We start from the raw sequence: 21,461 nt of genomic DNA, 5'->3' as shown, positions 1-21,461 counted from the left end.
CAGGCCACCAGCCATCAATCTGATTGGATAGAACCAGATTGTCGACGCAAGGTCGGGCGAGCTTACTTGAGCTCGACCTTGGCGCCTGCTTCTTCCAGCGCCTTCTTGGCAGCTTCGGCTTCTTCTTTGGAAGCGCCTTCCTTGATGGTGCCCGGAGCGCCGTCAACCAGTGCCTTGGCTTCTTTCAGGCCCAGGCCGGTCAGTTCACGAACAGCCTTGATGACGTTAACTTTCTTCTCACCGGCTTCGGTCAGAACAACGTCAAACTCGGTCTGTTCTTCAGCAGCAGCAGCGCCACCAGCAGCCGGACCGGCTACAACAGCAGCAGCAGCAGAAACGCCGAACTTTTCTTCCATAGCGGCGATCAGTTCAACAACCTGCATTACGGACATTTCGGATACGGCGTTGATGATATCTTCGTTGGTCAGAGCCATGACTCTAAATTCCTGTATTGGGGACGGCGGAGCCGTCGAAAAAAAGCGTTAAAGGGAAACTGAAGGCGCCGATCAGGCAGCTTCGGCTTCCTTCTGATCGCGGACTGCAGCCAGAGTACGAACGAACTTGCTGGTGGCGCCTTGAATAACGCTCATCAGCTGTGCGATTGCTTCGTCGTAAGTCGGCAGAGAAGCCAGCTTGTCGATTTCACCTGCTGCAAGGAAGTTGCCTTCGAACGCAGCTGCTTTGATCTCGAACTTATCCTGATTCTTCGCGAACTCCTTGAACAGACGAGCGGCAGCGCCCGGGTGTTCGTTGGAGAAGGCAATCAGAGTCGGGCCTACGAAAGTTTCATTCAGGCACTCGTACTGAGTACCTTCGATCGCACGACGCAGCAGGGTGTTACGTACAACACGTACGTAAACGCCGGCTTCGCGTGCTTCCTTGCGCAGACCAGTCATAGCAGCAACGGTCACACCGCGGGCATCAGCCACAACGGCAGACAGCGCACCTTTGGCAGCTTCGTTGACTTCAGCGACGATGGCTTTTTTGTCTTCGAGCTTAATTGCCACGGGTTTTACTCCTGGATTTACCATTAACCGCCCTTGCGGGCAGCGTGTTTTGGTGTCTGATCCAGCCTGCACTGAATCGGGAGCACCATCTGCGTAGGCCTGAGGGATCACTCCCGGGGTTTAAGGCTTGCGCCGCCTACGGTCTTGGACAGCCCCCGCCATGCAGGGACCCCAATCAAAGAAGAGCGCACCGTGCATACGGCGCACTCCAACAACATCAGATGTTCAGGGAAGCCTGATCGATCTGTACGCCCGGACCCATGGTGGTGCTCAGGGTTACGCGCTTGATATATACGCCTTTGGAGGTGGACGGCTTGGCCTTTTTCAGGTCAGCCAGCAGCGCCTCGACGTTCTCCTTCAGTGCGGTGGCGTCAAAGCCTACCTTGCCTACGGAGCAGTGAATGATGCCGTTCTTGTCGGTGCGATAACGAACCTGACCAGCCTTGGCGTTCTTCACGGCAGTGGCGACGTCTGCAGCAACGGTACCAACCTTCGGGTTCGGCATCAGGCCGCGCGGACCCAGAACCTGACCCAGCTGACCAACAACGCGCATTGCATCCGGAGAGGCGATAACAACGTCGTAGTTCAGATCGCCAGCCTTCATTTCGGCGGCCAGATCGTCCATACCGACTTTGTCAGCGCCGGCAGCCAGAGCTGCTTCAGCGTTGGCACCCTGGGTGAACACAGCAACGCGCACAGTCTTGCCAGTACCGTTTGGCAGCAGGGTTGCGCCACGTACGACCTGGTCGGATTTACGCGGATCAACGCCCAGATTTACAGCAACGTCGAACGACTCTACAAACTTGACGTTGGATACGTCAGCCAGAACGGCTGCAGCTTCTTCGAAGGTGTAAGCCTTGTTAGCCTGTACCTTTTCGGCAATTGCCTTTTGACGCTTGGACAGCTTAGCCATTACACACCCTCCACGTTAAGGCCCATGCTGCGCGCGGAACCAGCGATGGTGCGCAGGGCAGCTTCCAGATCAGCAGCGGTCAGATCAGCCTCTTTGGCCTTGACTATCTCTTCCAGCTGAGCACGGGTGACGGTACCCACTTTCTGGCTGTTCGGACGCGGAGAACCGCTCTTCAGACCAGCTGCTTTTTTCAGCAGAACGGCTGCAGGGGTGCTCTTGGTTTCAAAAGTAAAGCTACGGTCACTGTAAACAGTAATGATCACCGGAGTCGGCAGACCAGGTTCCATGCCCTGAGTCTTGGCGTTGAACGCCTTGCAGAATTCCATGATATTTACGCCGTGCTGACCCAGAGCCGGACCAACCGGCGGACTCGGGTTGGCCTGACCGGCCTTGACTTGCAGCTTGATATAAGCCTGAATCTTCTTTGCCATTGTCTTTCTCCGAAGGGTAATAGCGCCTTGCGGCTTCCCGTTTAAAAACAGCCCCTGATACCGACAACAAAGCCCCGCAACGCGCTAGGCGCTGCAGGGCTCAGGAAATCAGGAGAGATCAGCCTTTTTCGACCTGGCCGAACTCTAGCTCCACTGGCGTGGGGCGACCAAAAATAAGAACAGCCACCTGAACACGGCTCTTCTCATAGTTAACTTCTTCAACAACCCCATTGAAGTCAGCAAAGGGACCGTCGGTAACACGAACAACCTCACCGGGCTCAAACAGCGTCTTCGGCTTCGGCTTGTCGGTGCCATCTGCAACGCGACGAAGAATGGCTTCGGCTTCCTTATCAGTGATCGGCGCCGGCTTGTCGGCGGTACCACCAATAAAACCGAGAACTCGCGCAGTATCCTTGACCAGGTGCCATGTTCCCTCGTTCATTTCCATTTGAACAAGCACATACCCCGGGAAGAACTTGCGCTCACTCTTGCGCTTCTGACCGTTGCGCATTTCCACCACTTCTTCGGTGGGAACCAGAATCTCGCCGAATTGGTCTTCCATTCCGGCCAGCCTGACACGCTCCTGGAGAGAGCGCATTACATGCTTTTCGAAGCCCGAATAGGCATGCACTACGTACCAACGCTTAGACACGGAGCACCTTTAACCAATGAACTGAGAGACGATCCAACCCAGCAAGCTATCAAGCCCCCAGAGGATCAGGGCCATAACCAGAACCACCGCAACAACGATCATGGTTGTTTGTGTGGTTTCTTGCCGAGTAGGCCAAACGACCTTGCGTATTTCGATACGCGCTTCTTTGAGCAGCGACCAGAACGCCTTGCCCTTGCTTGTCTGCAGTGCAACGAAGCCCGCGACCAGAGCAAGAACAACAAGCGCGATCGCGCGGTACAAAACAGGCTCGGCAGAGAAGTAGGAATCCCCAAAAACACCGACGGAGACAATTAAAGCCACAACAACCCACTTGATCACATCGAAGCGGCTATCGTTAAGCTCTGCCTTAGCACTCATGAATCTTCAAGTCCTGTTTTGGAAGCCAGATTTTAATCTGGCAGGCCAGGAGGGAATCGAACCCCCAACCTGCGGTTTTGGAGACCGCCGCTCTGCCAATTGAGCTACTGGCCTGTAATCGCAGTCGAGCCGGCAATACTACCGGCCCGACAGTTCAAGATCAACCAATATTACTCGATGATCTTGGCTACTACACCGGCGCCAACGGTACGGCCACCTTCGCGAATCGCGAAGCGCAGACCGTCTTCCATTGCGATCGGAGCGATCAGGGTAACGTCCAGCTTGACGTTGTCGCCCGGCATTACCATTTCAACGCCTTCCGGCAGTTCGCAGGAACCGGTCACGTCAGTAGTACGGAAGTAGAACTGCGGACGGTAGCCCTTGAAGAACGGAGTGTGACGACCGCCTTCATCTTTACCCAGCACGTACACTTCAGCTTCGAAGCGAGTGTGCGGAGTGATGGTGCCCGGCTTGGCCAGAACCTGACCACGCTCAACGTCTTCACGCTTGGTACCACGCAGCAGAACACCAACGTTCTCACCAGCACGGCCTTCGTCCAGCAGCTTGCGGAACATTTCAACGCCGGTACAGGTGGTCTTGGTAGTCGCCTTGATACCAACGATTTCGACTTCTTCACCAACCTTGACGATACCGCGCTCAACACGACCGGTTACTACGGTACCGCGACCGGAAATGGAGAACACATCTTCGATCGGCATCAGGAACGGCTTGTCGATCGCACGCTCAGGCTCAGGAATGTAGGCATCCAGAGTCTCAACCAGCTTGCGAACGGCAGTAGTACCGATTTCGTTGTCGTCTTTGCCTTCCAGCGCCATCAGAGCAGAACCGATGATGATCGGAGTGTCGTCGCCCGGGAAGTCGTACGCGCTCAGCAGGTCGCGAACTTCCATCTCGACCAGCTCCAGCAGCTCTTCGTCGTCAACCATGTCGGCCTTGTTCAGGAACACGACAATGTAGGGAACGCCTACCTGACGGGACAGCAGGATGTGCTCGCGAGTCTGCGGCATCGGGCCGTCAGCTGCGGAACAAACCAGGATCGCGCCATCCATCTGAGCAGCACCGGTGATCATGTTCTTCACATAGTCGGCGTGGCCAGGGCAGTCAACGTGCGCGTAGTGACGAGTCGGAGAATCGTACTCTACGTGCGAGGTGTTGATGGTGATACCGCGAGCCTTCTCTTCCGGCGCGTTGTCGATCTGGTCGAACGCACGGGCAGCGCCGCCGTAGGACTCTGCACAAACGCGGGTCAGAGCTGCAGTCAGGGTAGTCTTGCCATGGTCAACGTGACCGATGGTGCCTACGTTCAGGTGCGGTTTGCTACGTTCGAACTTCTCTTTAGCCATCGAGAGATCCCCTATTCGTGAGAGCAATGCGCGTGTCACGCGACCATTAAATAAAAGGCAGATATTCGCATATCTGCCTTGATATTGGAGCTCATGAGCGGATTTGAACCGCTGACCTCACCCTTACCAAGGGTGTGCTCTACCAACTGAGCTACATGAGCTTACAAACCATTACATCGTCAGACTGGAGCGGGTAGCGGGAATCGAACCCGCACCATCAGCTTGGAAGGCTGAGGTTCTACCATTGAACTATACCCGCCAAGTAGCCTGACTACGCGAAATCTGGTGGAGGGGGAAGGATTCGAACCTTCGAAGGCTAAGCCGTCAGATTTACAGTCTGATCCCTTTGACCGCTCGGGAACCCCTCCGTAAAAGAGGCGCCATTTTCATCACTTGGCGACCCTCTGTCAACACTTTTATCAGCAAAAACACTTACTTGAAGATATTTTTTACCGACTGGCCGGAAGTCCGGGACTGCCGAGCCGTGAAGCGGGCGCAATTCTAGGGGATGTTGCGCTCATTGGCAACGGGTGCGCACGATTGATATTGATGCTGCATTGCAGGGAAGTCCTCCCGCAGCTTGAGCAGCAGCTCCGAGCCTACCAGCCTGCGCGCTTCGGGAGCCACCTGGACACTGTATTGGCTGCGCAATTTTTCCACTCGCTCGATACGCACGTCGTAACCGTCTGACTGCAACTGAGCCTGTCGGGCGGCCGCATAATCCTCCCGACTGAATACACCTAGAGAGATGTTGCCAGCCAGAGGGCCTTCGGTTATCACAAAGCTATCAATCCCTCGCTCCTGCAGCGACGACAGCTTCGCCAGTGCGCCCGAAGCCCCACCCATTACCGACATTACAAGCCAGTAATCGCTACTGCTGACAATCTCATCCGCTACCACCTCCGCCGTTACGTCCAGCGCAAGCAGCCGCTGAAGCAACTGCGCCGCCTCCTCACGATCTGCAAAGACACCGAGACGAATGCACAGCGCTGCGGGCGAAGTATCGGCACCTGAGAGAGATGCAGGGTGCGAGCTGATCATCGATGACTCGACAAGGGAATCAGGCACCGGCAGAGCCGACACGTCAAGCTCGCGATCAGGCACCAGTTCGCCGCTCTGCAACTGCCAAAGTGCGTACAGAATGTTTAGCAGCAGCAGAAAAAGGAACAGCGAACGCATCAATCAATCTCCATGGGACAAGCCAGCGCCAGCCCATCGAAAACCAGATCGTTGATGATATGGCAGTTTTGCGGCAGCGCTTCGGCCATTCGCTCGGCATCCCCACCGGTCAGAATTACCACCATTTCTTCGCCGAGCGTGTGGCGCGCGACACGAAGCTGCTCGCGAACGAAGCCGACCAGCATAAGATCACAGCCGAACTCCACGGCCTCGGCGGTACTTTCACCCGGCTGCGGCAGCGCAAGATCGCCGCGCAGTGACTGCTCATAGCGGATCAGTCTGGTGTGACGCTTGAGGCTTCCCCTCAGCAGCTTGCTGCCCGGCGCAATGTATCCCCCCAGATGCTGGCCCGCCGCGTTGACAAAATCGACCGTCACCGCGGTTCCCAGATCAATCACGACACAGGCACGGCGACACAGATTGTAGCCGGCCACCAGTGCCAGCCAGCGATCCATTCCGAGTTTGCTGAAATCCGCATAACCATTGCGCACACCCGCCAACTCCTGGGCGCTACGCGCAAGCACCGGATGCAGCTTCAGCCAGCTTGTAAGCTGATCCATTACGACCTGGTTCTCTTCGGCGGAACGAACACTGACCAGCCGGCAGCCGTGGATTTCTCGCTCCTGACCACCCAGCAACCGTTGCAGCTCGACCAGGTCGGGCGCCATATCCCGGTCACGGACGCGCCCCTCCCGATCCAGCAGCCGCCATTTGATCAGGGTATTGCCGCAGTCCAACTCAAGAAGCATGGTTCAACCTCAGACTCACTTCACCACCGCTGATTTCAACGTCACCGCTTTCGGTATGCAGCAGCAGCGCGCCCCGGGCATTGACACCCGCATCCACTCCATAGAGCTCATTACTCCCGGACACCACTTTTACGGCCTTGCCCGCCCATGCGTTACGCGTCATCCATTGCTGCTGGAACGGAGCAAAGCCCTGGCGATGGAAAGCGTCCAGCGCTGGAGCCAAGCGCCGAAGGAGCGCAGCAATCAACTCATTGCGATCCAGCGTCGCATGCTGCCCGGAGCGCAAAAGCGACGTCCATGCCTGATCAATACTGGCCGCAGAGTCGAGTAGCACGTTGACGCCCACGCCAATGACGACAACGGCGTCGCCCGTAAGGTCACCCGAGATTTCGAGAAGAATGCCGGCGAGCTTGGCATTATCAAGCAACACATCATTCGGCCACTTGAGCTGGCAACCTCGGTAGCCGACATCTTCAAGCGCCTGCACAAGACATAATCCGACGAGCAGGCTGAGCCCCTCGAGCCCCGCACCGCCAGCAGAGACAGGCTCGGCCAGGGAGATATAGATATTCTGGGCATACGGACTTGCCCATTGCCGTCCGCGCCGCCCGCGACCAGCCAGCTGCTGCTCCGCCAGCACGATAAGCGGCAGGGGCTGCTGCGGATCCAGAGCGCGCTGCGCCTGCGCGTTGGTTGAGTCAACCTGTTCATGCACAAACCACCGCCAGCGCGCTGCAAGTTCTGCCGGCAGCAATGACTGTATTTTCCCGGCATTGAGCATGCTCGCACCGGGAGGCAGCCGATACCCCTTGCCGCGGACGCGCTGTAGCGGATAGCCATCGTCCTCCAGCCGCTTGAGAGCCTTCCAGACTGCAGCGCGACTAACTCCCAGCTCTGAGCCGATAGCCTCGCCGGAGTGAAAGCGCCCGTCGGCTAGCAATGCAAGTATCTCGCTGAGCATGGTTGGCTGTACCTGTGGCAATGAACGGCACATGATACCGTTGGCGGCCGACCGTCGCTATCCTCTCGGCCGACGCGACCAGAATGGACGCCGCAACTCCTCGTGAGCATCTGCGAGACTGATACCCACATCCTTCATCTCTGCCTCAGTCATCGTCGCCAACAGACGGCGCTCGTAGCACCAACGTCGCCAGCGCCCAAGCGCGCGCCTTCCCGCTCGCCACACCAACGCAGCACACCCACCTCGTCCAACACACTTGCACATAAGCATTCCTCCAGATCGCACTGGAGAAATTGTCCCGATCGGCATAGCATCAATCCAACGAATGCTTTTTATGCAAACCATCTTCAGGATTGATGAATGGCCAGTTACCCAACTATCGACAGCGAGCTGCTTCGCACCTTCGTCGCCATTGCAGATCAAGGCGGCTATACCCGAGCAGCGGAACAGGTCAATCGCACGCAATCTGCTGTAAGCATGCAGATGAAACGGCTAGAGGAAGACGTGGTACAGCGCAGCCTGTTTCAGCGCAACGGACGTCAGATGCTGCTTACCGCCGAAGGCGAACTATTGCTGGGCTACGCACGACGAATCCTGCGCCTGCAGGGGGAAGCGCTGAACAGCCTGCGCGCACCGCACATGGTCGGCCTGGTACGCATCGGCACACCCGACGATTACGTTACGCGCTTCCTGCCGGGCGTACTGGCCCGCTTTGCGCAAGCATTTCCACTGGTGCAAGTCGAGATGCACTGCGAGCCATCGTTTCAGCTACTCCAGCGCCAGGATCTCGATCTGACCATCGTCACTCGAGAGCCAGGCAAGGAAATCGGCCAACTGCTGCGTCAGGAAGAGGTGGTGTGGGCGCAGGCAGAAAACGCCATGCTGCACGAGCGCAGCACCCTGCCGCTGGCGATGTTCAACGCAGATTGCTTCTGCCGCAACTGGGCCTGTAATGCGCTGGACACCCTGAACCGCGATTATCGCGTGGCCTACAGCAGCCCGAGTCTGTCGGCGATTCTGGCCGTGGTCGGAGCAGGGCTGGCGATCACGGCACAGCTACGGAGTCTTATCCCGGCTGACATGCGCATCATCGGTAAGGAAGAAGGATTACCAGACATGCCCATGGCAAGCATCGTGCTGCTGCGTAACCCGCGCAGCCAGTCACCGGTTACCGAATGTCTTGCCGAGCATATTGCCGAGGGCTTCCGTCAGCACTAACCCCAATAGAAGGTGCCCGGACTTGCGCAATCAGGCCGGAACAGGTGGCCTACATCCGGCACAGCGAAGCAGCGATCACCCCGTTGCGGTTGCCAGCCATTGTACTCGGCGTGGGTAATGCCCACCTCCCAAAGCTGAGGCGCATCCCATCCACAAGGCCGCAACTCGAGTCGCACTTCAGCCCCCACCAGACTGATCGACTCCACCTGCAGCGGCAAATGCGCGTGATCCACAGGATGGAGCTGAAGGCGAACCTCGTGGGGGCGCAAGTACAGCTGAGCTGCCGCGGAAGGAACTGCCTCGGGCAGGCGTATCCAGGCATCGCGCTGAGCAATTCGCTGATCGGCTATCTCGCCCGTCAGCACATTTACATGACCGAGAAAGTCGAATACAAACTGGCTGACCGGACGGGCATACAGCGCCTGCGGTTGATCGACCTGCTCGATCTGGCCCGCACTCATCACCACAACACGATCAGACAGCTCCAGCGCCTCTTCCTGGTCGTGGGTCACAAACACACTGGTGAAGTTCAATTCGTCATGCAGGTTTCGCAACCACCTGCGCAGATCCTTGCGCACCTTCGCATCAAGCGCACCAAAGGGCTCATCCAGCAGCAGTATCTGCGGCTGCATCGCTAGCGCTCGCGCCAGGGCGATTCGCTGCTTCTGTCCGCCTGATAGCTGAGAGGGATAGCGGCCCGCCAGATGAGACAACTGCACCATCTCCAGCAACTCACCAACGCGCTTGCGTATTTCCGCTGCCGAAGGACGCTGGCGGCGCGGCAGTACATCCAGCCCGAAGGCGACGTTGTCTGCAACGGTCATGTGGCGGAACAGCGCATAGTGCTGGAAGACGAAACCGACCTTGCGCTCACGCACGTGCAGACGGGTTACATCCTGCCCGTGAAACAGAATGCGTCCGGCATTGGCACTTTCCAGCCCCGCAATAATCCGCAGCAACGTGGTCTTGCCGGAGCCGGACGGCCCCAACAGACCAACCAGCTCTCCATCCGGGATCTCCAGCGAAATGTCGCGCAGGGCACGGAAGCTACCGAATGACTTGTCGATGTTCTCGAGGGTAATACTCATCAGTGTGAATCCGTCTGTAGCGCCGGCGTCGCCTGCTGACGAGCCTGACGCCATTCGATCATGCTTTTGACCAGCAGCGTCAGCAGCGCAATACCGGCCAGCAGCGAAGCACTGGTAAATGCCCCGACTGCGTTGTAGTCCTGATACAACAACTCAACGTGCAACGGCAGCGTGTTGGTTTCGCCGCGGATGTTACCGGAGACAACCGACACCGCACCGAATTCGCCAACGGCCCGGGCATTGGTCAGCACAACACCATAAATCAGCGCCCACTGGATGTTGGGCAAGGTAACGCGCCGGAACAGCTGCCACCCGCTGGCTCCCAAAACAACACCCGCTTCTTCCTCCTCGCGCCCCTGCTGCTGCATCAACGGAATCAGCTCACGCGCAACGAACGGACACGTCACGAACACGGTGACCATGACGATGCCTGGCCAGGCAAACATCAACTGCATGTCGTAATCCATCAGCCACCCACCGAGCCAGCCGTTACTGCCGTAGAGCAACAGGTACAACAAGCCGGCGACCACCGGGGATACCGCGAACGGAATATCGATAAGGGTGATCAATGCCTTGCGGCCGGGAAACTCGAAACGGGTAACCAGCCAGGCCAGAAAGATACCGAACACCAGATTGATCGGCACCGTAAGCGCCGCGACAAGCAGCGTCAGACCAATCGCACTCAGCGTGTATTCATCCGTCAGATTGGCCCAGAAGGTTTCAGCGCCGGCGGAAAACGCCTGCACAAAAATGATCGCCAGCGGTACCACCAGCACCAGCGCAACAACGAGCAAAGCCAGACTCACCAGAGACCACTTGACCCATGCCTGATCGGCGATACGCAACCGTGCCTGCTTATGCATATTGGACTCTCACCGGCCGTGCAGCCGACGCAGATAACGCGCCTGCCAGATATTGATCGAAAACAGCAGCACCAGCGAGGCCATCAGCACAACGGACGCAATCGCGCTCGCGGCTGCATAGTCGAACTCCTGCAGCCGGATAAAGATCATCAAACTGGTTATCTCACTGACATACGGCATGTTGCCGGCGATAAAGATCACTGCTCCAAACTCACCCAGACTGCGCGTAAACGACAGCGCAACACCGGTCATCAGTGCCGGCCACAGGGCGGGAAACACGACACGGCGAAACACCGTGAGATCCGAAGCCCCCATGGTCACAGCCGCTTCTTCATCCTCAGGCGCCAGATCCTCGAGCACCGGCTGAACCGTGCGGACTACAAACGGCAAGCTGGTAAAAGCCATCGCGACAATGATACCCAGCGGCGTGAACGCCACCTTAATGCCCAATAGCGCAAGCATCTGGCCGTACCAACCGTTTTCGGCAAACAGTGCCGCAAGAGTAATCCCGGCAACCGCAGTAGGAAGGGCAAACGGAAGGTCGATCAGCGCGTCAATGATACGCTTGCCGGGAAACTCGTAGCGCACCAGCACCCAGGCCAGCAACAGCCCTACAACACCGTTGAAAAGTGAGGCAAAGAATGCAGCCCAGAGCGTGACCTTGTAGGAGGCGACCACACGCTCGTCTGTGATGACAGCCCAGTACTGCGACCAGGACATATCAGCTGTCTGCGCAATCAGCCCCGTCACCGGCAGCAGCAGCACCAGGCTGATGAACAGTAGCGAGATACCCATACTGAGCGCAAAACCCGGCAGCACTCGCTTGCCGGGTTTTGCATCAAACAGCGACCAACCGCTGGAACTACGATTCATAGTGCTTGTTTACCTGCGCTGCAGTTGATCCAGCTTGCCGCCACTGCCAAAGTGAACGGTCATAACCGTCTCCCAGTCGCCGGCAATCTCCTCGATCGGCAGCAGCTCCAGCTCGGGGAAGCGATCAGCAAACTCGGCTTGCACCGCCTGGTCATGGACGCGGTAATTAAAGCCGGCGATCAGGCGCTGAGCCTCTTCGCTATACAGGTATTCCAGATATTCCCTGGCAACATCGGCCGTGCCGTTACGCTCAACGTTGCGATCTATCCAAGTAACCGGAAACTCGGCAAGGAAGCTGACCTTAGGTACTACGACCTGGTACTCACCCGGCGGATACTGGGCAGCAATGTTGTTAACTTCCGACTCAAACGTCAGCAGCACGTCACCGATGCCCCGCTCGATAAAGGTGGTGGTCGCACCGCGCCCACCGGTATCAAATACAGCGACGTTGCCGAGAAAGTCACGCAGGAACTCGTCAATGGCAGCCTGATCGTCGCCAAACGTCTTTTGTGCATAACCAAGCGCCGCAAGATAGGTATAGCGACCATTACCCGAGGTTTTCGGGTTTGGCAGAACAGAGCTGACATCGTCACGCACCAGGTCGTCCCAGTTCTGGATGTTTTTCGGATTACCCTTGCGCACCAGAAACGCCATGGTCGAGTAGTAAGGCGAGGACGCGTTCGGCAGCCGCTTACGCCAGTCGGCCGGAATCAGATTCCCGCGCTGGTGGAGAATGTCCACGTCGGTAACCTGGTTGTAAGTAACCAAGTCCGCACGCAGCCCCTGAATGATTGCCTGTGCCTGCTTCGAAGAGCCACCGTGGGATTGTTTGATCTCGACGGTTTTGCCGGTTTCATCCAGCCAGTGCTGTGTGAACAACTCGTTATACGAGGCAAACAGCTCGCGGGCAATATCGTAGGAGGAGTTCAGAATCTCCTGGTCAGCTGCCTGGGCATTTGCCATGCCCACACTACCGGTAACGGCCAGAGTAACTACCAATCGCTTGATCAGTTTGCCGGGTGACTGAAACATTGCATCCTCCACACGCACAAGGCGCCTTTTTGAATAGGACGCCAAGATTACAAGCCGCAAAGACTTAGAACAACATTCGGCTTAGACGGATTTGCTTATTCCATCTAACGCTAAGACATAAGCAATTGACGGGTTCAGGCGTCCGGATTATCGACCTGATCCTGCCGCCCGCAGCAGCGCTGACCCAGGCGAATTTTCCGTGCGCGCAAAGAAGAACACCCCGACCATGACTGATCGGGGTGTTCGGTATAGGCGCTTGACGATGACCTACTCTCACATGGGGAAGCCCCACACTACCATCGGCGATGCATCGTTTCACTTCTGAGTTCGGGATGGGATCAGGTGGTTCCAATGCTCTATAGTCGTCAAGCAATTTGTTGCTGCCCGCTAGGCGTGCAGCTTAAAAAGCTTGGATGTGTGACAGAAGCTAAGGTGCTTGCAATCTCGCAAGTTCGCGAAGTTGTTTGATTCTGTTTGGCTCGATAACACCAGATTGCTTGGGTGTTATATGGTCAAGCCACACGGGCAATTAGTATTGGTTAGCTCAACGCCTCACAGCGCTTACACACCCAACCTATCAACGTCGTAGTCTTCGACGGCCCTTTAGGGGAGTCAAGCTCCCGGTGAGATCTCATCTTGAGGCAAGTTTCCCGCTTAGATGCTTTCAGCGGTTATCTTTTCCGAACGTAGCTACCCGGCAATGCGTCTGGCGACACAACCGGAACACCAGGGGTTCGTCCAACCCGGTCCTCTCGTACTAAGGTCAGCCCCTCTCAAATCTCAAACGTCCACGGCAGATAGGGACCGAACTGTCTCACGACGTTCTAAACCCAGCTCGCGTACCACTTTAAATGGCGAACAGCCATACCCTTGGGACCGGCTTCAGCCCCAGGATGTGATGAGCCGACATCGAGGTGCCAAACACCGCCGTCGATATGAACTCTTGGGCGGTATCAGCCTGTTATCCCCGGAGTACCTTTTATCCGTTGAGCGATGGCCCTTCCATACAGAACCACCGGATCACTAAGACCTACTTTCGTACCTGCTCGACGTGTTGGTCTCGCAGTCAAGCGCGCTTTTGCCTTTATACTCTACGCACGATTTCCGACCGTGCTGAGCGCACCTTCGTACTCCTCCGTTACTCTTTGGGAGGAGACCGCCCCAGTCAAACTACCCACCATACACTGTCCTCGATCCGGATAACGGACCAGAGTTAGAACCTCAAAGTTGCCAGGGTGGTATTTCAAGGTTGGCTCCACGCAGACTGGCGTCCACGCTTCAAAGCCTCCCACCTATCCTACACAAGCAAATTCAAAGTCCAGTGCAAAGCTATAGTAAAGGTTCACGGGGTCTTTCCGTCTAGCCGCGGATACACTGCATCTTCACAGCGATTTCAATTTCACTGAGTCTCGGGTGGAGACAGCGCCGCCATCATTACGCCATTCGTGCAGGTCGGAACTTACCCGACAAGGAATTTCGCTACCTTAGGACCGTTATAGTTACGGCCGCCGTTTACCGGGGCTTCGATCAAGAGCTTCGCCGAAGCTAACCCCATCAATTAACCTTCCGGCACCGGGCAGGCGTCACACCCTATACGTCCACTTTCGTGTTTGCAGAGTGCTATGTTTTTAATAAACAGTTGCAGCGGCCTGGTATCTTCGACCGACATGGGCTTACGCAGTAAATGCTTCACCCTCATCGGCGCACCTTCTCCCGAAGTTACGGTGCCATTTTGCCTAGTTCCTTCACCCGAGTTCTCTCAAGCGCCTTGGTATTCTCTACCTGACCACCTGTGTCGGTTTGGGGTACGATTTCTAGTTACCTGAAGCTTAGAAGCTTTTCCTGGAAGCATGGCATCAACCACTTCGCGTTCTAAAGAACACTCGTCATCAGCTCTCGGCCTTAGCGACCCGGATTTACCTAAGTCACCAGCCTACAACCTTAAACACGGACAACCAACGCCGTGCTGGCCTAGCCTTCTCCGTCCCTCCATCGCAGTAACTAGAAGTACGGGAATATTAACCCGTTTCCCATCGACTACGCCTTTCGGCCTCGCCTTAGGGGTCGACTCACCCTGCGTCGATTAACGTTGCGCAGGAACCCTTGGTCTTCCGGCGAGGGAGTTTTTCACTCCCTTTGTCGTTACTCATGTCAGCATTCGCACTTCTGATACCTCCAGCCAACTTCTCAATTGACCTTCACAGGCTTACAGAACGCTCCTCTACCGCTCATCTTACGATGAACCCGTAGCTTCGGTGTATGGTTTGAGCCCCGTTACATCTTCCGCGCAGGCCGACTCGACTAGTGAGCTATTACGCTTTCTTTAAAGGATGGCTGCTTCTAAGCCAACCTCCTAGCTGTCTAAGCCTTCCCACATCGTTTCCCACTTAACCATAACTTTGGGACCTTAGCTGACGGTCTGGGTTGTTTCCCTTTTCACGACGGACGTTAGCACCCGCCGTGTGTCTCCCGTGCTGACACTCACTGGTATTCGGAGTTTGCATCGGTTTGGTAAGTCGGGATGACCCCCTAGCCGAAACAGTGCTCTACCCCCAGTGGTGATACACGAGGCGCTACCTAAATAGCTTTCGAGGAGAACCAGCTATCTCCGAGCTTGATTAGCCTTTCACTCCTATCCACAAGTCATCCGCTAACTTTTCAACGGTAGTCGGTTCGGTCCTCCAGTGCCTGTTACGGCACCTTCAACCTGCCCATGGATAGATCGCCCGGTTTCGGGTCTATACCCAGCGACTAAACGCCCTATTAAGACTCGGTTTCCCTACGCCTCCCCTAGACGGTTAAGCTCGCCACTGAATATAAGTCGCTGACCCATTATACAAAAGGTACGCAGTCACAGAACAAGTCTGCTCCCACTGCTTGTACGCATACGGTTTCAGGTTCTATTTCACTCCCCTCACAGGGGTTCTTTTCGCCTTTCCCTCACGGTACTGGTTCACTATCGGTCAGTCAGGAGTATTTAGCCTTGGAGGATGGTCCCCCCATGTTCAGTCAACGTTTCACGTGCGCCGACCTACTCGATTTCACAGCTAAGAGTCTTTCGTATACGGGGCTATCACCCACTATGGCCGCACTTTCCAGAGCGTTCTACTAAACTCAAAACTGCTTAAGGGCTGGTCCCCGTTCGCTCGCCACTACTTGGGGAATCTCGGTTGATTTCTTTTCCTCAGGGTACTTAGATGTTTCAGTTCCCCTGGTTCGCCTCACACACCTATGTATTCAGTGTGTGATACCCAGCTTATGCTGGGTGGGTTTCCCCATTCAGAGATCTCCGGATCAAAGGTCATTTGCCACCTCCCCGAAGCTTATCGCAGGCTATCACGTCTTTCATCGCCTCTGACTGCCAAGGCATCCACCGTATGCGCTTATTCACTTGACCATATAACCCCAAACAATCTTAAGTTAATTACTTAACTCAGATTATTCAGTGATATCGGTTTAAAACAGAATTAACGACAATTCCGGAACTTGCACTTGAGATTACAAGTTTACCTTAGCCACATTGCATGCAGTGAAACATGCCATGTGTCTGTACTTCTATCACATATCCAAATTTTTAAAGAGCGTCTGGTTCAGAGACCAGATATCAACAATCAAGGGCTTGATTGTTCATATATGAACTCTGAGTTCCATTCTATGGCGTGTGCTGCGTCGTCCTGGTGGAGCCAAGCGGGATCGAACCGCTGACCTCCTGCGTGCAAGGCAGGCGCTCTCCCAGCTGAGCTATGGCCCCGTTCAGACCTTACACCTCGACAATTGGTGGGTCTGGGCAGATTCGAACTGCCGACCTCACCCTTATCAGGGGTGCGCTCTAACCAACTGAGCTACAGACCCAATCGCCTTTCTTTCTGAATCAAGTAATTCGTGTGAGTGCTTGAGGAACAGCCGAGATCTTTCGATTAAGGAGGTGATCCAGCCGCAGGTTCCCCTACGGCTACCTTGTTACGACTTCACCCCAGTCATGAATCACACCGTGGTAACCGTCCTCCCGAAGGTTAGACTAGCTACTTCTGGTGCAACCCACTCCCATGGTGTGACGGGCGGTGTGTACAAGGCCCGGGAACGTATTCACCGTGGCATTCTGATCCACGATTACTAGCGATTCCGACTTCATGGAGTCGAGTTGCAGACTCCAATCCGGACTACGATCGGTTTTATGGGATTAGCTCCACCTCGCGGCTTGGCAACCCTCTGTACCGACCATTGTAGCACGTGTGTAGCCCTGGCCGTAAGGGCCATGATGACTTGACGTCATCCCCACCTTCCTCCGGTTTGTCACCGGCAGTCTCCTTAGAGTGCCCACCATAACGTGCTGGTAACTAAGGACAAGGGTTGCGCTCGTTACGGGACTTAACCCAACATCTCACGACACGAGCTGACGACAGCCATGCAGCACCTGTGTCAGAGTTCCCGAAGGCACCAATCCATCTCTGGAAAGTTCTCTGCATGTCAAGGCCAGGTAAGGTTCTTCGCGTTGCTTCGAATTAAACCACATGCTCCACCGCTTGTGCGGGCCCCCGTCAATTCATTTGAGTTTTAATCTTGCGACCGTACTCCCCAGGCGGTCTACTTAGTGCGTTAGCTGCGCCACTAAAATCTCAAGGATTCCAACGGCTAGTAGACATCGTTTACGGCGTGGACTACCAGGGTATCTAATCCTGTTTGCTCCCCACGCTTTCGCACCTCAGCGTCAGTATCAGTCCAGGTGGTCGCCTTCGCCACTGGTGTTCCTTCCTATATCTACGCATTTCACCGCTACACAGGAAATTCCACCACCCTCTACTGTACTCTAGCCAGACAGTTATGGATGCAGTTCCCAGGTTAAGCCCGGGGATTTCACACCCATCTTATCAAGCCGCCTACGCGCGCTTTACGCCCAGTAATTCCGATTAACGCTTGCACCCTCTGTATTACCGCGGCTGCTGGCACAGAGTTAGCCGGTGCTTATTCTGTTGGTAACGTCAAGATTGCAGCGTATTAAACTACAACCCTTCCTCCCAACTTAAAGTGCTTTACAATCCGAAGACCTTCTTCACACACGCGGCATGGCTGGATCAGGCTTTCGCCCATTGTCCAATATTCCCCACTGCTGCCTCCCGTAGGAGTCTGGACCGTGTCTCAGTTCCAGTGTGACTGATCATCCTCTCAGACCAGTTACGGATCGTTGCCTAGGTGAGCCATTACCTCACCTACTAGCTAATCCGACCTAGGCTCATCTGATAGCGTGAGGTCCGAAGATCCCCCACTTTCTCCCGTAGGACGTATGCGGTATTAGCGACCCTTTCGAGTCGTTGTCCCCCACTACCAGGCAGATTCCTAGGCATTACTCACCCGTCCGCCGCTAAATCCGGGAGCAAGCTCCCTTCATCCGCTCGACTTGCATGTGTTAGGCCTGCCGCCAGCGTTCAATCTGAGCCATGATCAAACTCTTCAGTTAAATACTGATTGGGTTTTGAGAAAACCCTAAACTTGGCTCAGCTTTACAAAAAACTCATGAATTCACAGAGTTACTTGCTAGGCTGATAATCTTTCTGATCATCGAGCACATTCAGCAAGCACCCACACGAATTACTTGATTCAAATTGTTAAAGAGCGATTCGGTCAGCGTTTCCGCTCAACCAAGGCCGCGAATTCTACGCTAACCTTATGTTCTGTCAAGCTTTTATTTGAAGTTTTTAACCGCTTCAAAACCCGCTTGAGCAACCTGGAAAAGCCTTCGCTTTCCGGGTCAGGGAGGCGCATTCTACAGGATCAAACCCTGCTGTCAACACCTTCCAAACAACCTGATGAGAACTTCTCATCTCACTCGAACTGGCGTCTTTCGAACAACCCTTTCGAGGCGGCGCATTCTACGCCATCTCGCTGGATTGTCAAGCTTCATTTTAAAGCTAACTTATTGATTAATAAGCGCTTTAAGCGAAGCATCCTGCCCGACGAGGAGGCGAATTATAGGCCCGTCAGATTTTCCGTCAAGCCTTTTTTCAGCAATTCACACCGAACGATAAATAAGCCGCTTGCAGGCGTTGCGCCTGCGACGACCAGTCCGGCCGCAGACCAAACCTGCAACCCGCAACTCACACCCACCCGAACAACGAGACGACTGCGCAGGCACAAAAAAACCCGCCGAAGCGGGCTTTTCTTGCACCAAGCGCTTACTTCACGTCTTCAACAGACTTCAGCGGGTAGTGCGCCGGATAAGGCAGAGTCGCCACACCGGAGTCGATGGCAGCTTGCGCAACGGCAGCCGGCACCTTCTCGATCAGGCGAATATCCATCGGCTTCGGAATGATGTACTCACGACCGAATTCCAGAGCAATCCCGCCGTACGCTTCGGAAACGTAGTCCGGCACCGGCTCTTTGGCCAGTTCGCGGATAGCGTGAACCGCAGCGATCTTCATTTCTTCGTTGATGCGGGTCGCGCGAACGTCCAGGGCACCACGGAAGATGAAGGGGAAGCCCAGAACATTGTTAACCTGGTTCGGGTAGTCGGAGCGGCCAGTAGCCATGATCACGTCAGGACGCGAAGCGTGAGCCAGCTCGGGATCGATCTCCGGATCCGGGTTCGAGCAGGCAAACACGATCGGATTTTCAGCCATCAGCTTCAGCTCAGCCGGTTGCAGCAGATTCGGGCCAGACAGACCAACGAATACGTCAGCACCTTTCATGGCGTCGGACAGGGTGCGCTTGTCAGTCTCGGTGGCGAAGATGGCCTTGTACTCGTTCAGGTCATCACGGCCAGCGTGGATCACGCCCTTGCGGTCGAGCATGTAGATGTTTTCGGTCTTGGCGCCCATGCTGACCAGCAGCTTCATACAGGCGATAGCAGCAGCACCGGCACCCAGGCAGACGATCTTGGCGTCTTCGATGGTCTTGTCGGCCAGTTCCAGCGCGTTGATCATCGCGGCTGCGGTTACGATCGCAGTACCGTGCTGGTCATCGTGGAATACCGGAATGTCGCACTGCTCAATCAGCGCGCGCTCGATTTCAAAGCACTCGGGCGCCTTGATGTCTTCCAGGTTGATACCACCGAAGGTGCAGGAAATGCGCTTGACGGTATCAATGAAGGCTTGCGGGCTTTCGGCTTCAACTTCGATGTCGAATACGTCAACGCCTGCAAAGCGCTTGAACAGAACACCCTTGCCTTCCATAACCGGCTTACTCGCCAGCGGGCCGAGGTTACCCAGACCCAGAATGGCAGTACCGTCAGAGATAACGGCAACCAGGTTACCCTTACCGGTGTATTTGTAGGCGTTTTCCAGATCCTTGGCGATTTCACGCACCGGCTCTGCTACACCCGGGCTGTACGCCAGAGCCAGATCGCGGGCAGTCGCGGTCGGCTTGGTCAGTTCAACGCTCAGTTTGCCTGGACGCGGGTTGGCGTGATAGGCGAGTGCATCAGTTCTCAAATCAGACATGGTCACTATTTTCCGGTCAGGTTGCTCATGCGGACGACGGAGAGTACATAAAACGAAACACCCTCGCAAGGTTATTCACGAGATCAATGTCAAGGACATTCTCTTACAACTTTGAGTCATCTTGACGTTGTCAGTCACTGCTGAACAGGTGTAGCTGAGCGGGGTGGCGCAGGCTGATCATGTAGCGGCGAAAACCGTTTTGCTGTTCGCGACGGTCAACTACCCAGCCACGCACTTCAATCTCTCGCCCAACCCAACTGGCGCCCGGCGCAGACGCAAAGTTCACCAGGTCCCGGCGGGCCAGCCTGAGCGTCAGCGGCCCTTCCAAGTCGATCCAGATCGCCTGACGGGCCTGACTGACCGCAACGACGCTGCCACGCAGCAACTGAAAGCCACCACGATCAAGGTGCGTCACCGGGCGCACCACACCAGACTGCCAGAGCCCTCGCCGAGCCTGACGCGCATTCGCCTCAGCCGCCAGGTGGCACTCGGCCAACGCATCATTGGGCGGAATGACGACCGCATAACCAAGACCGGACTGCAGCAGCTCCGCCTCAACGCTGCGGCCGTGGCTGTCGAACAGGTAGCCCAGCGTACGACCGTAATGATCCCGCGGATCATCACCGACCTTGAGCTGCAGCGACTCGCCGCTGACCAGCGCCAGCAGCTCGCGCCGCGCGGCCTGCGCCCAGGGCTCCGACGCCTTGCCGTCACGCCCGATCTCGGGGGTATTGATACCCGCCAGCCGCAGCCGGCGACCATCGGTCAAACGCAAGGTGTCGCCATCAGTAACGCTGCGTACAGACACCGTCTCAACGCCCGGCGGCATGACGCAGGAAGCCTGTGGCGGGTCAGCCTGAACGCAGCCAGCCAGTAAACTGCAGGCAAGAAAAAAGGCGCCCACAAGGGACGCCTTCTTTTCGTTCGCCAGAACCACAAGGGCCTGCATGGCAAACTTACTTGCTGCTGACCGCACCAAAGCGAGCCTTGAAGCGCTCGATACGGCCGCCGGTGTCCAGAACCTTCTGCTTACCGGTGTAGAACGGGTGGCACTCGGAGCAGACGTCCAGGTGGATCGGAGCGCACAGGGTGGAACGGGTCTTGATCACCGCGCCGCAGCTGCAGGTCGCTTCGATTTCTTCGTACTTCGGATGCAAATCAGCTTTCATGGTATGTCCTCGGTTGGTTTGTGCCGCCACCGGATCAACCTGATCGGGCACCGCACTCTGAATCTGTTCTACCAGCCAAGTGACTGCATGCCACAAGCGGCGCATACAGAGTGACCGGAAAATAGGCCGGCGATGATAACAGAATCCGCCA

Annotated in this window: 18 protein-coding genes, 6 tRNA genes and 3 rRNA genes; 1 reads left to right on the top strand and 26 read right to left on the bottom strand. The window is 55.9% G+C overall.

Features of this window, described 5'->3' with window-relative positions:
- Positions 1-62: 62 nt before the first annotated feature.
- The 14 genes from rplL to birA form a co-directional block, all read right to left on the bottom strand.
- Positions 63-434 carry a 50S ribosomal protein L7/L12 gene (rplL, locus tag O5O48_RS06845; protein ID WP_088278028.1) on the bottom strand — a complete coding sequence of 124 codons (372 nt, stop codon included), beginning with the start codon at positions 432-434 and terminating at the stop codon, positions 63-65.
- Positions 435-506: 72 nt separating this feature from the next.
- Positions 507-1,007 carry a 50S ribosomal protein L10 gene (rplJ, locus tag O5O48_RS06840; RefSeq protein WP_088278026.1) on the bottom strand — a complete coding sequence of 167 codons (501 nt, stop codon included), beginning with the start codon at positions 1,005-1,007 and terminating at the stop codon, positions 507-509.
- 217 nt (positions 1,008-1,224) lie between these two features.
- Entirely contained in the window at positions 1,225-1,920 is a 696-nt protein-coding gene (rplA, locus tag O5O48_RS06835) for a 50S ribosomal protein L1 (protein ID WP_088278024.1), read from the bottom strand.
- Positions 1,920-2,351, bottom strand: coding sequence for a 50S ribosomal protein L11 (gene rplK / locus O5O48_RS06830; RefSeq protein WP_228247486.1), 432 nt, complete (start codon positions 2,349-2,351; stop codon positions 1,920-1,922). The genes rplA and rplK overlap by 1 nt, the downstream gene beginning before the upstream one ends.
- 118 nt (positions 2,352-2,469) lie before the next feature.
- Positions 2,470-3,003 (bottom strand): transcription termination/antitermination protein NusG, encoded by a 534-nt coding sequence (nusG, locus tag O5O48_RS06825; protein ID WP_269688491.1) that lies wholly within the window; start codon positions 3,001-3,003, stop codon positions 2,470-2,472.
- A 9-nt stretch (positions 3,004-3,012) separates the two neighbouring features.
- Positions 3,013-3,381, bottom strand: coding sequence for a preprotein translocase subunit SecE (gene secE, locus O5O48_RS06820; protein WP_228247485.1), 369 nt, complete (start codon positions 3,379-3,381; stop codon positions 3,013-3,015).
- 38 nt (positions 3,382-3,419) lie between these two features.
- Positions 3,420-3,495: transfer RNA gene (locus tag O5O48_RS06815), tRNA-Trp, on the bottom strand.
- Between the two features lie 56 nt (positions 3,496-3,551).
- Positions 3,552-4,745 (bottom strand): elongation factor Tu, encoded by a 1,194-nt coding sequence (gene tuf, locus O5O48_RS06810; protein ID WP_228247484.1) that lies wholly within the window; start codon positions 4,743-4,745, stop codon positions 3,552-3,554.
- Positions 4,746-4,830: 85 nt separating this feature from the next.
- A tRNA-Thr gene (locus O5O48_RS06805) sits at positions 4,831-4,906 on the bottom strand.
- Positions 4,907-4,930: 24 nt separating this feature from the next.
- Positions 4,931-5,004, bottom strand: a tRNA-Gly gene (locus O5O48_RS06800).
- Between the two features lie 24 nt (positions 5,005-5,028).
- Positions 5,029-5,113, bottom strand: a tRNA-Tyr gene (locus O5O48_RS06795).
- 133 nt (positions 5,114-5,246) lie between these two features.
- A complete protein-coding gene (locus O5O48_RS06790; protein ID WP_228247483.1) occupies positions 5,247-5,924 on the bottom strand; it encodes an SPOR domain-containing protein in 678 nt (225 codons plus the stop codon).
- Positions 5,924-6,673 (bottom strand): type III pantothenate kinase, encoded by a 750-nt coding sequence (locus O5O48_RS06785; protein WP_228247482.1) that lies wholly within the window; start codon positions 6,671-6,673, stop codon positions 5,924-5,926. The genes O5O48_RS06790 and O5O48_RS06785 overlap by 1 nt, the downstream gene beginning before the upstream one ends.
- The gene (gene birA / locus O5O48_RS06780) at positions 6,663-7,634 is read right to left on the bottom strand and encodes a bifunctional biotin--[acetyl-CoA-carboxylase] ligase/biotin operon repressor BirA (protein WP_228247481.1); all 972 of its coding nucleotides are present in this window, start codon (positions 7,632-7,634) and stop codon (positions 6,663-6,665) included. The genes O5O48_RS06785 and birA overlap by 11 nt, the downstream gene beginning before the upstream one ends.
- A 360-nt stretch (positions 7,635-7,994) precedes the next feature.
- Between birA and O5O48_RS06775 the strand changes: the two genes are divergently transcribed.
- Positions 7,995-8,852, top strand: coding sequence for a LysR substrate-binding domain-containing protein (locus O5O48_RS06775; protein ID WP_228247480.1), 858 nt, complete (start codon positions 7,995-7,997; stop codon positions 8,850-8,852).
- On the opposite strand, the gene O5O48_RS06770 is transcribed toward O5O48_RS06775, so the two are convergent.
- The 12 genes from O5O48_RS06770 to rpmE all read right to left on the bottom strand — a co-directional run bounded on the left by O5O48_RS06770 (position 8,849) and on the right by rpmE (position 21,310).
- Entirely contained in the window at positions 8,849-9,940 is a 1,092-nt protein-coding gene (locus O5O48_RS06770) for a sulfate/molybdate ABC transporter ATP-binding protein (protein ID WP_269688490.1), read from the bottom strand. The two genes, O5O48_RS06775 and O5O48_RS06770, sit on opposite strands and share 4 nt — an antisense overlap.
- Entirely contained in the window at positions 9,940-10,803 is an 864-nt protein-coding gene (cysW, locus tag O5O48_RS06765) for a sulfate/thiosulfate ABC transporter permease CysW (RefSeq protein ID WP_228247478.1), read from the bottom strand. The genes O5O48_RS06770 and cysW overlap by 1 nt, the downstream gene beginning before the upstream one ends.
- A gap of 9 nt (positions 10,804-10,812) precedes the next feature.
- Positions 10,813-11,676, bottom strand: a complete 864-nt coding sequence (gene cysT / locus O5O48_RS06760) for a sulfate/thiosulfate ABC transporter permease CysT (protein ID WP_228247477.1) — start codon at positions 11,674-11,676, stop codon at positions 10,813-10,815.
- 9 nt (positions 11,677-11,685) lie between these two features.
- Positions 11,686-12,639: a thiosulfate ABC transporter substrate-binding protein CysP gene (gene cysP, locus O5O48_RS06755; protein ID WP_269688677.1), complete on the bottom strand. Its 954-nt coding sequence runs from the start codon at positions 12,637-12,639 to the stop codon at positions 11,686-11,688.
- A 323-nt stretch (positions 12,640-12,962) separates the two neighbouring features.
- Positions 12,963-13,078 (bottom strand): 5S ribosomal RNA (gene rrf, locus O5O48_RS06750).
- Between the two features lie 138 nt (positions 13,079-13,216).
- Positions 13,217-16,105 (bottom strand): 23S ribosomal RNA (locus tag O5O48_RS06745).
- A 278-nt stretch (positions 16,106-16,383) separates the two neighbouring features.
- Positions 16,384-16,459: transfer RNA gene (locus tag O5O48_RS06740), tRNA-Ala, on the bottom strand.
- A 24-nt stretch (positions 16,460-16,483) separates the two neighbouring features.
- A tRNA-Ile gene (locus tag O5O48_RS06735) sits at positions 16,484-16,560 on the bottom strand.
- A 66-nt stretch (positions 16,561-16,626) separates the two neighbouring features.
- Positions 16,627-18,163 (bottom strand): 16S ribosomal RNA (locus O5O48_RS06730).
- Together the 16S, 23S and 5S rRNA genes with 2 tRNA genes alongside form the textbook arrangement of a ribosomal RNA operon.
- A 715-nt stretch (positions 18,164-18,878) precedes the next feature.
- Entirely contained in the window at positions 18,879-20,141 is a 1,263-nt protein-coding gene (locus O5O48_RS06725; RefSeq protein ID WP_088276140.1) for a malic enzyme-like NAD(P)-binding protein, read from the bottom strand.
- Positions 20,142-20,271: 130 nt separating this feature from the next.
- Positions 20,272-21,090 carry a thermonuclease family protein gene (locus tag O5O48_RS06720; protein ID WP_233048479.1) on the bottom strand — a complete coding sequence of 273 codons (819 nt, stop codon included), beginning with the start codon at positions 21,088-21,090 and terminating at the stop codon, positions 20,272-20,274.
- A gap of 7 nt (positions 21,091-21,097) precedes the next feature.
- A complete protein-coding gene (gene rpmE / locus O5O48_RS06715) occupies positions 21,098-21,310 on the bottom strand; it encodes a 50S ribosomal protein L31 (RefSeq protein ID WP_088276158.1) in 213 nt (70 codons plus the stop codon).
- Positions 21,311-21,461 lie beyond the last annotated feature (151 nt).

Origin of the sequence: Halopseudomonas sp. MFKK-1 (assembly GCF_027474385.1) — a bacterium.
GTDB lineage: Bacteria > Pseudomonadota > Gammaproteobacteria > Pseudomonadales > Pseudomonadaceae > Halopseudomonas > Halopseudomonas aestusnigri.
This window is presented reverse-complemented; position numbering and strand designations above follow the sequence as displayed.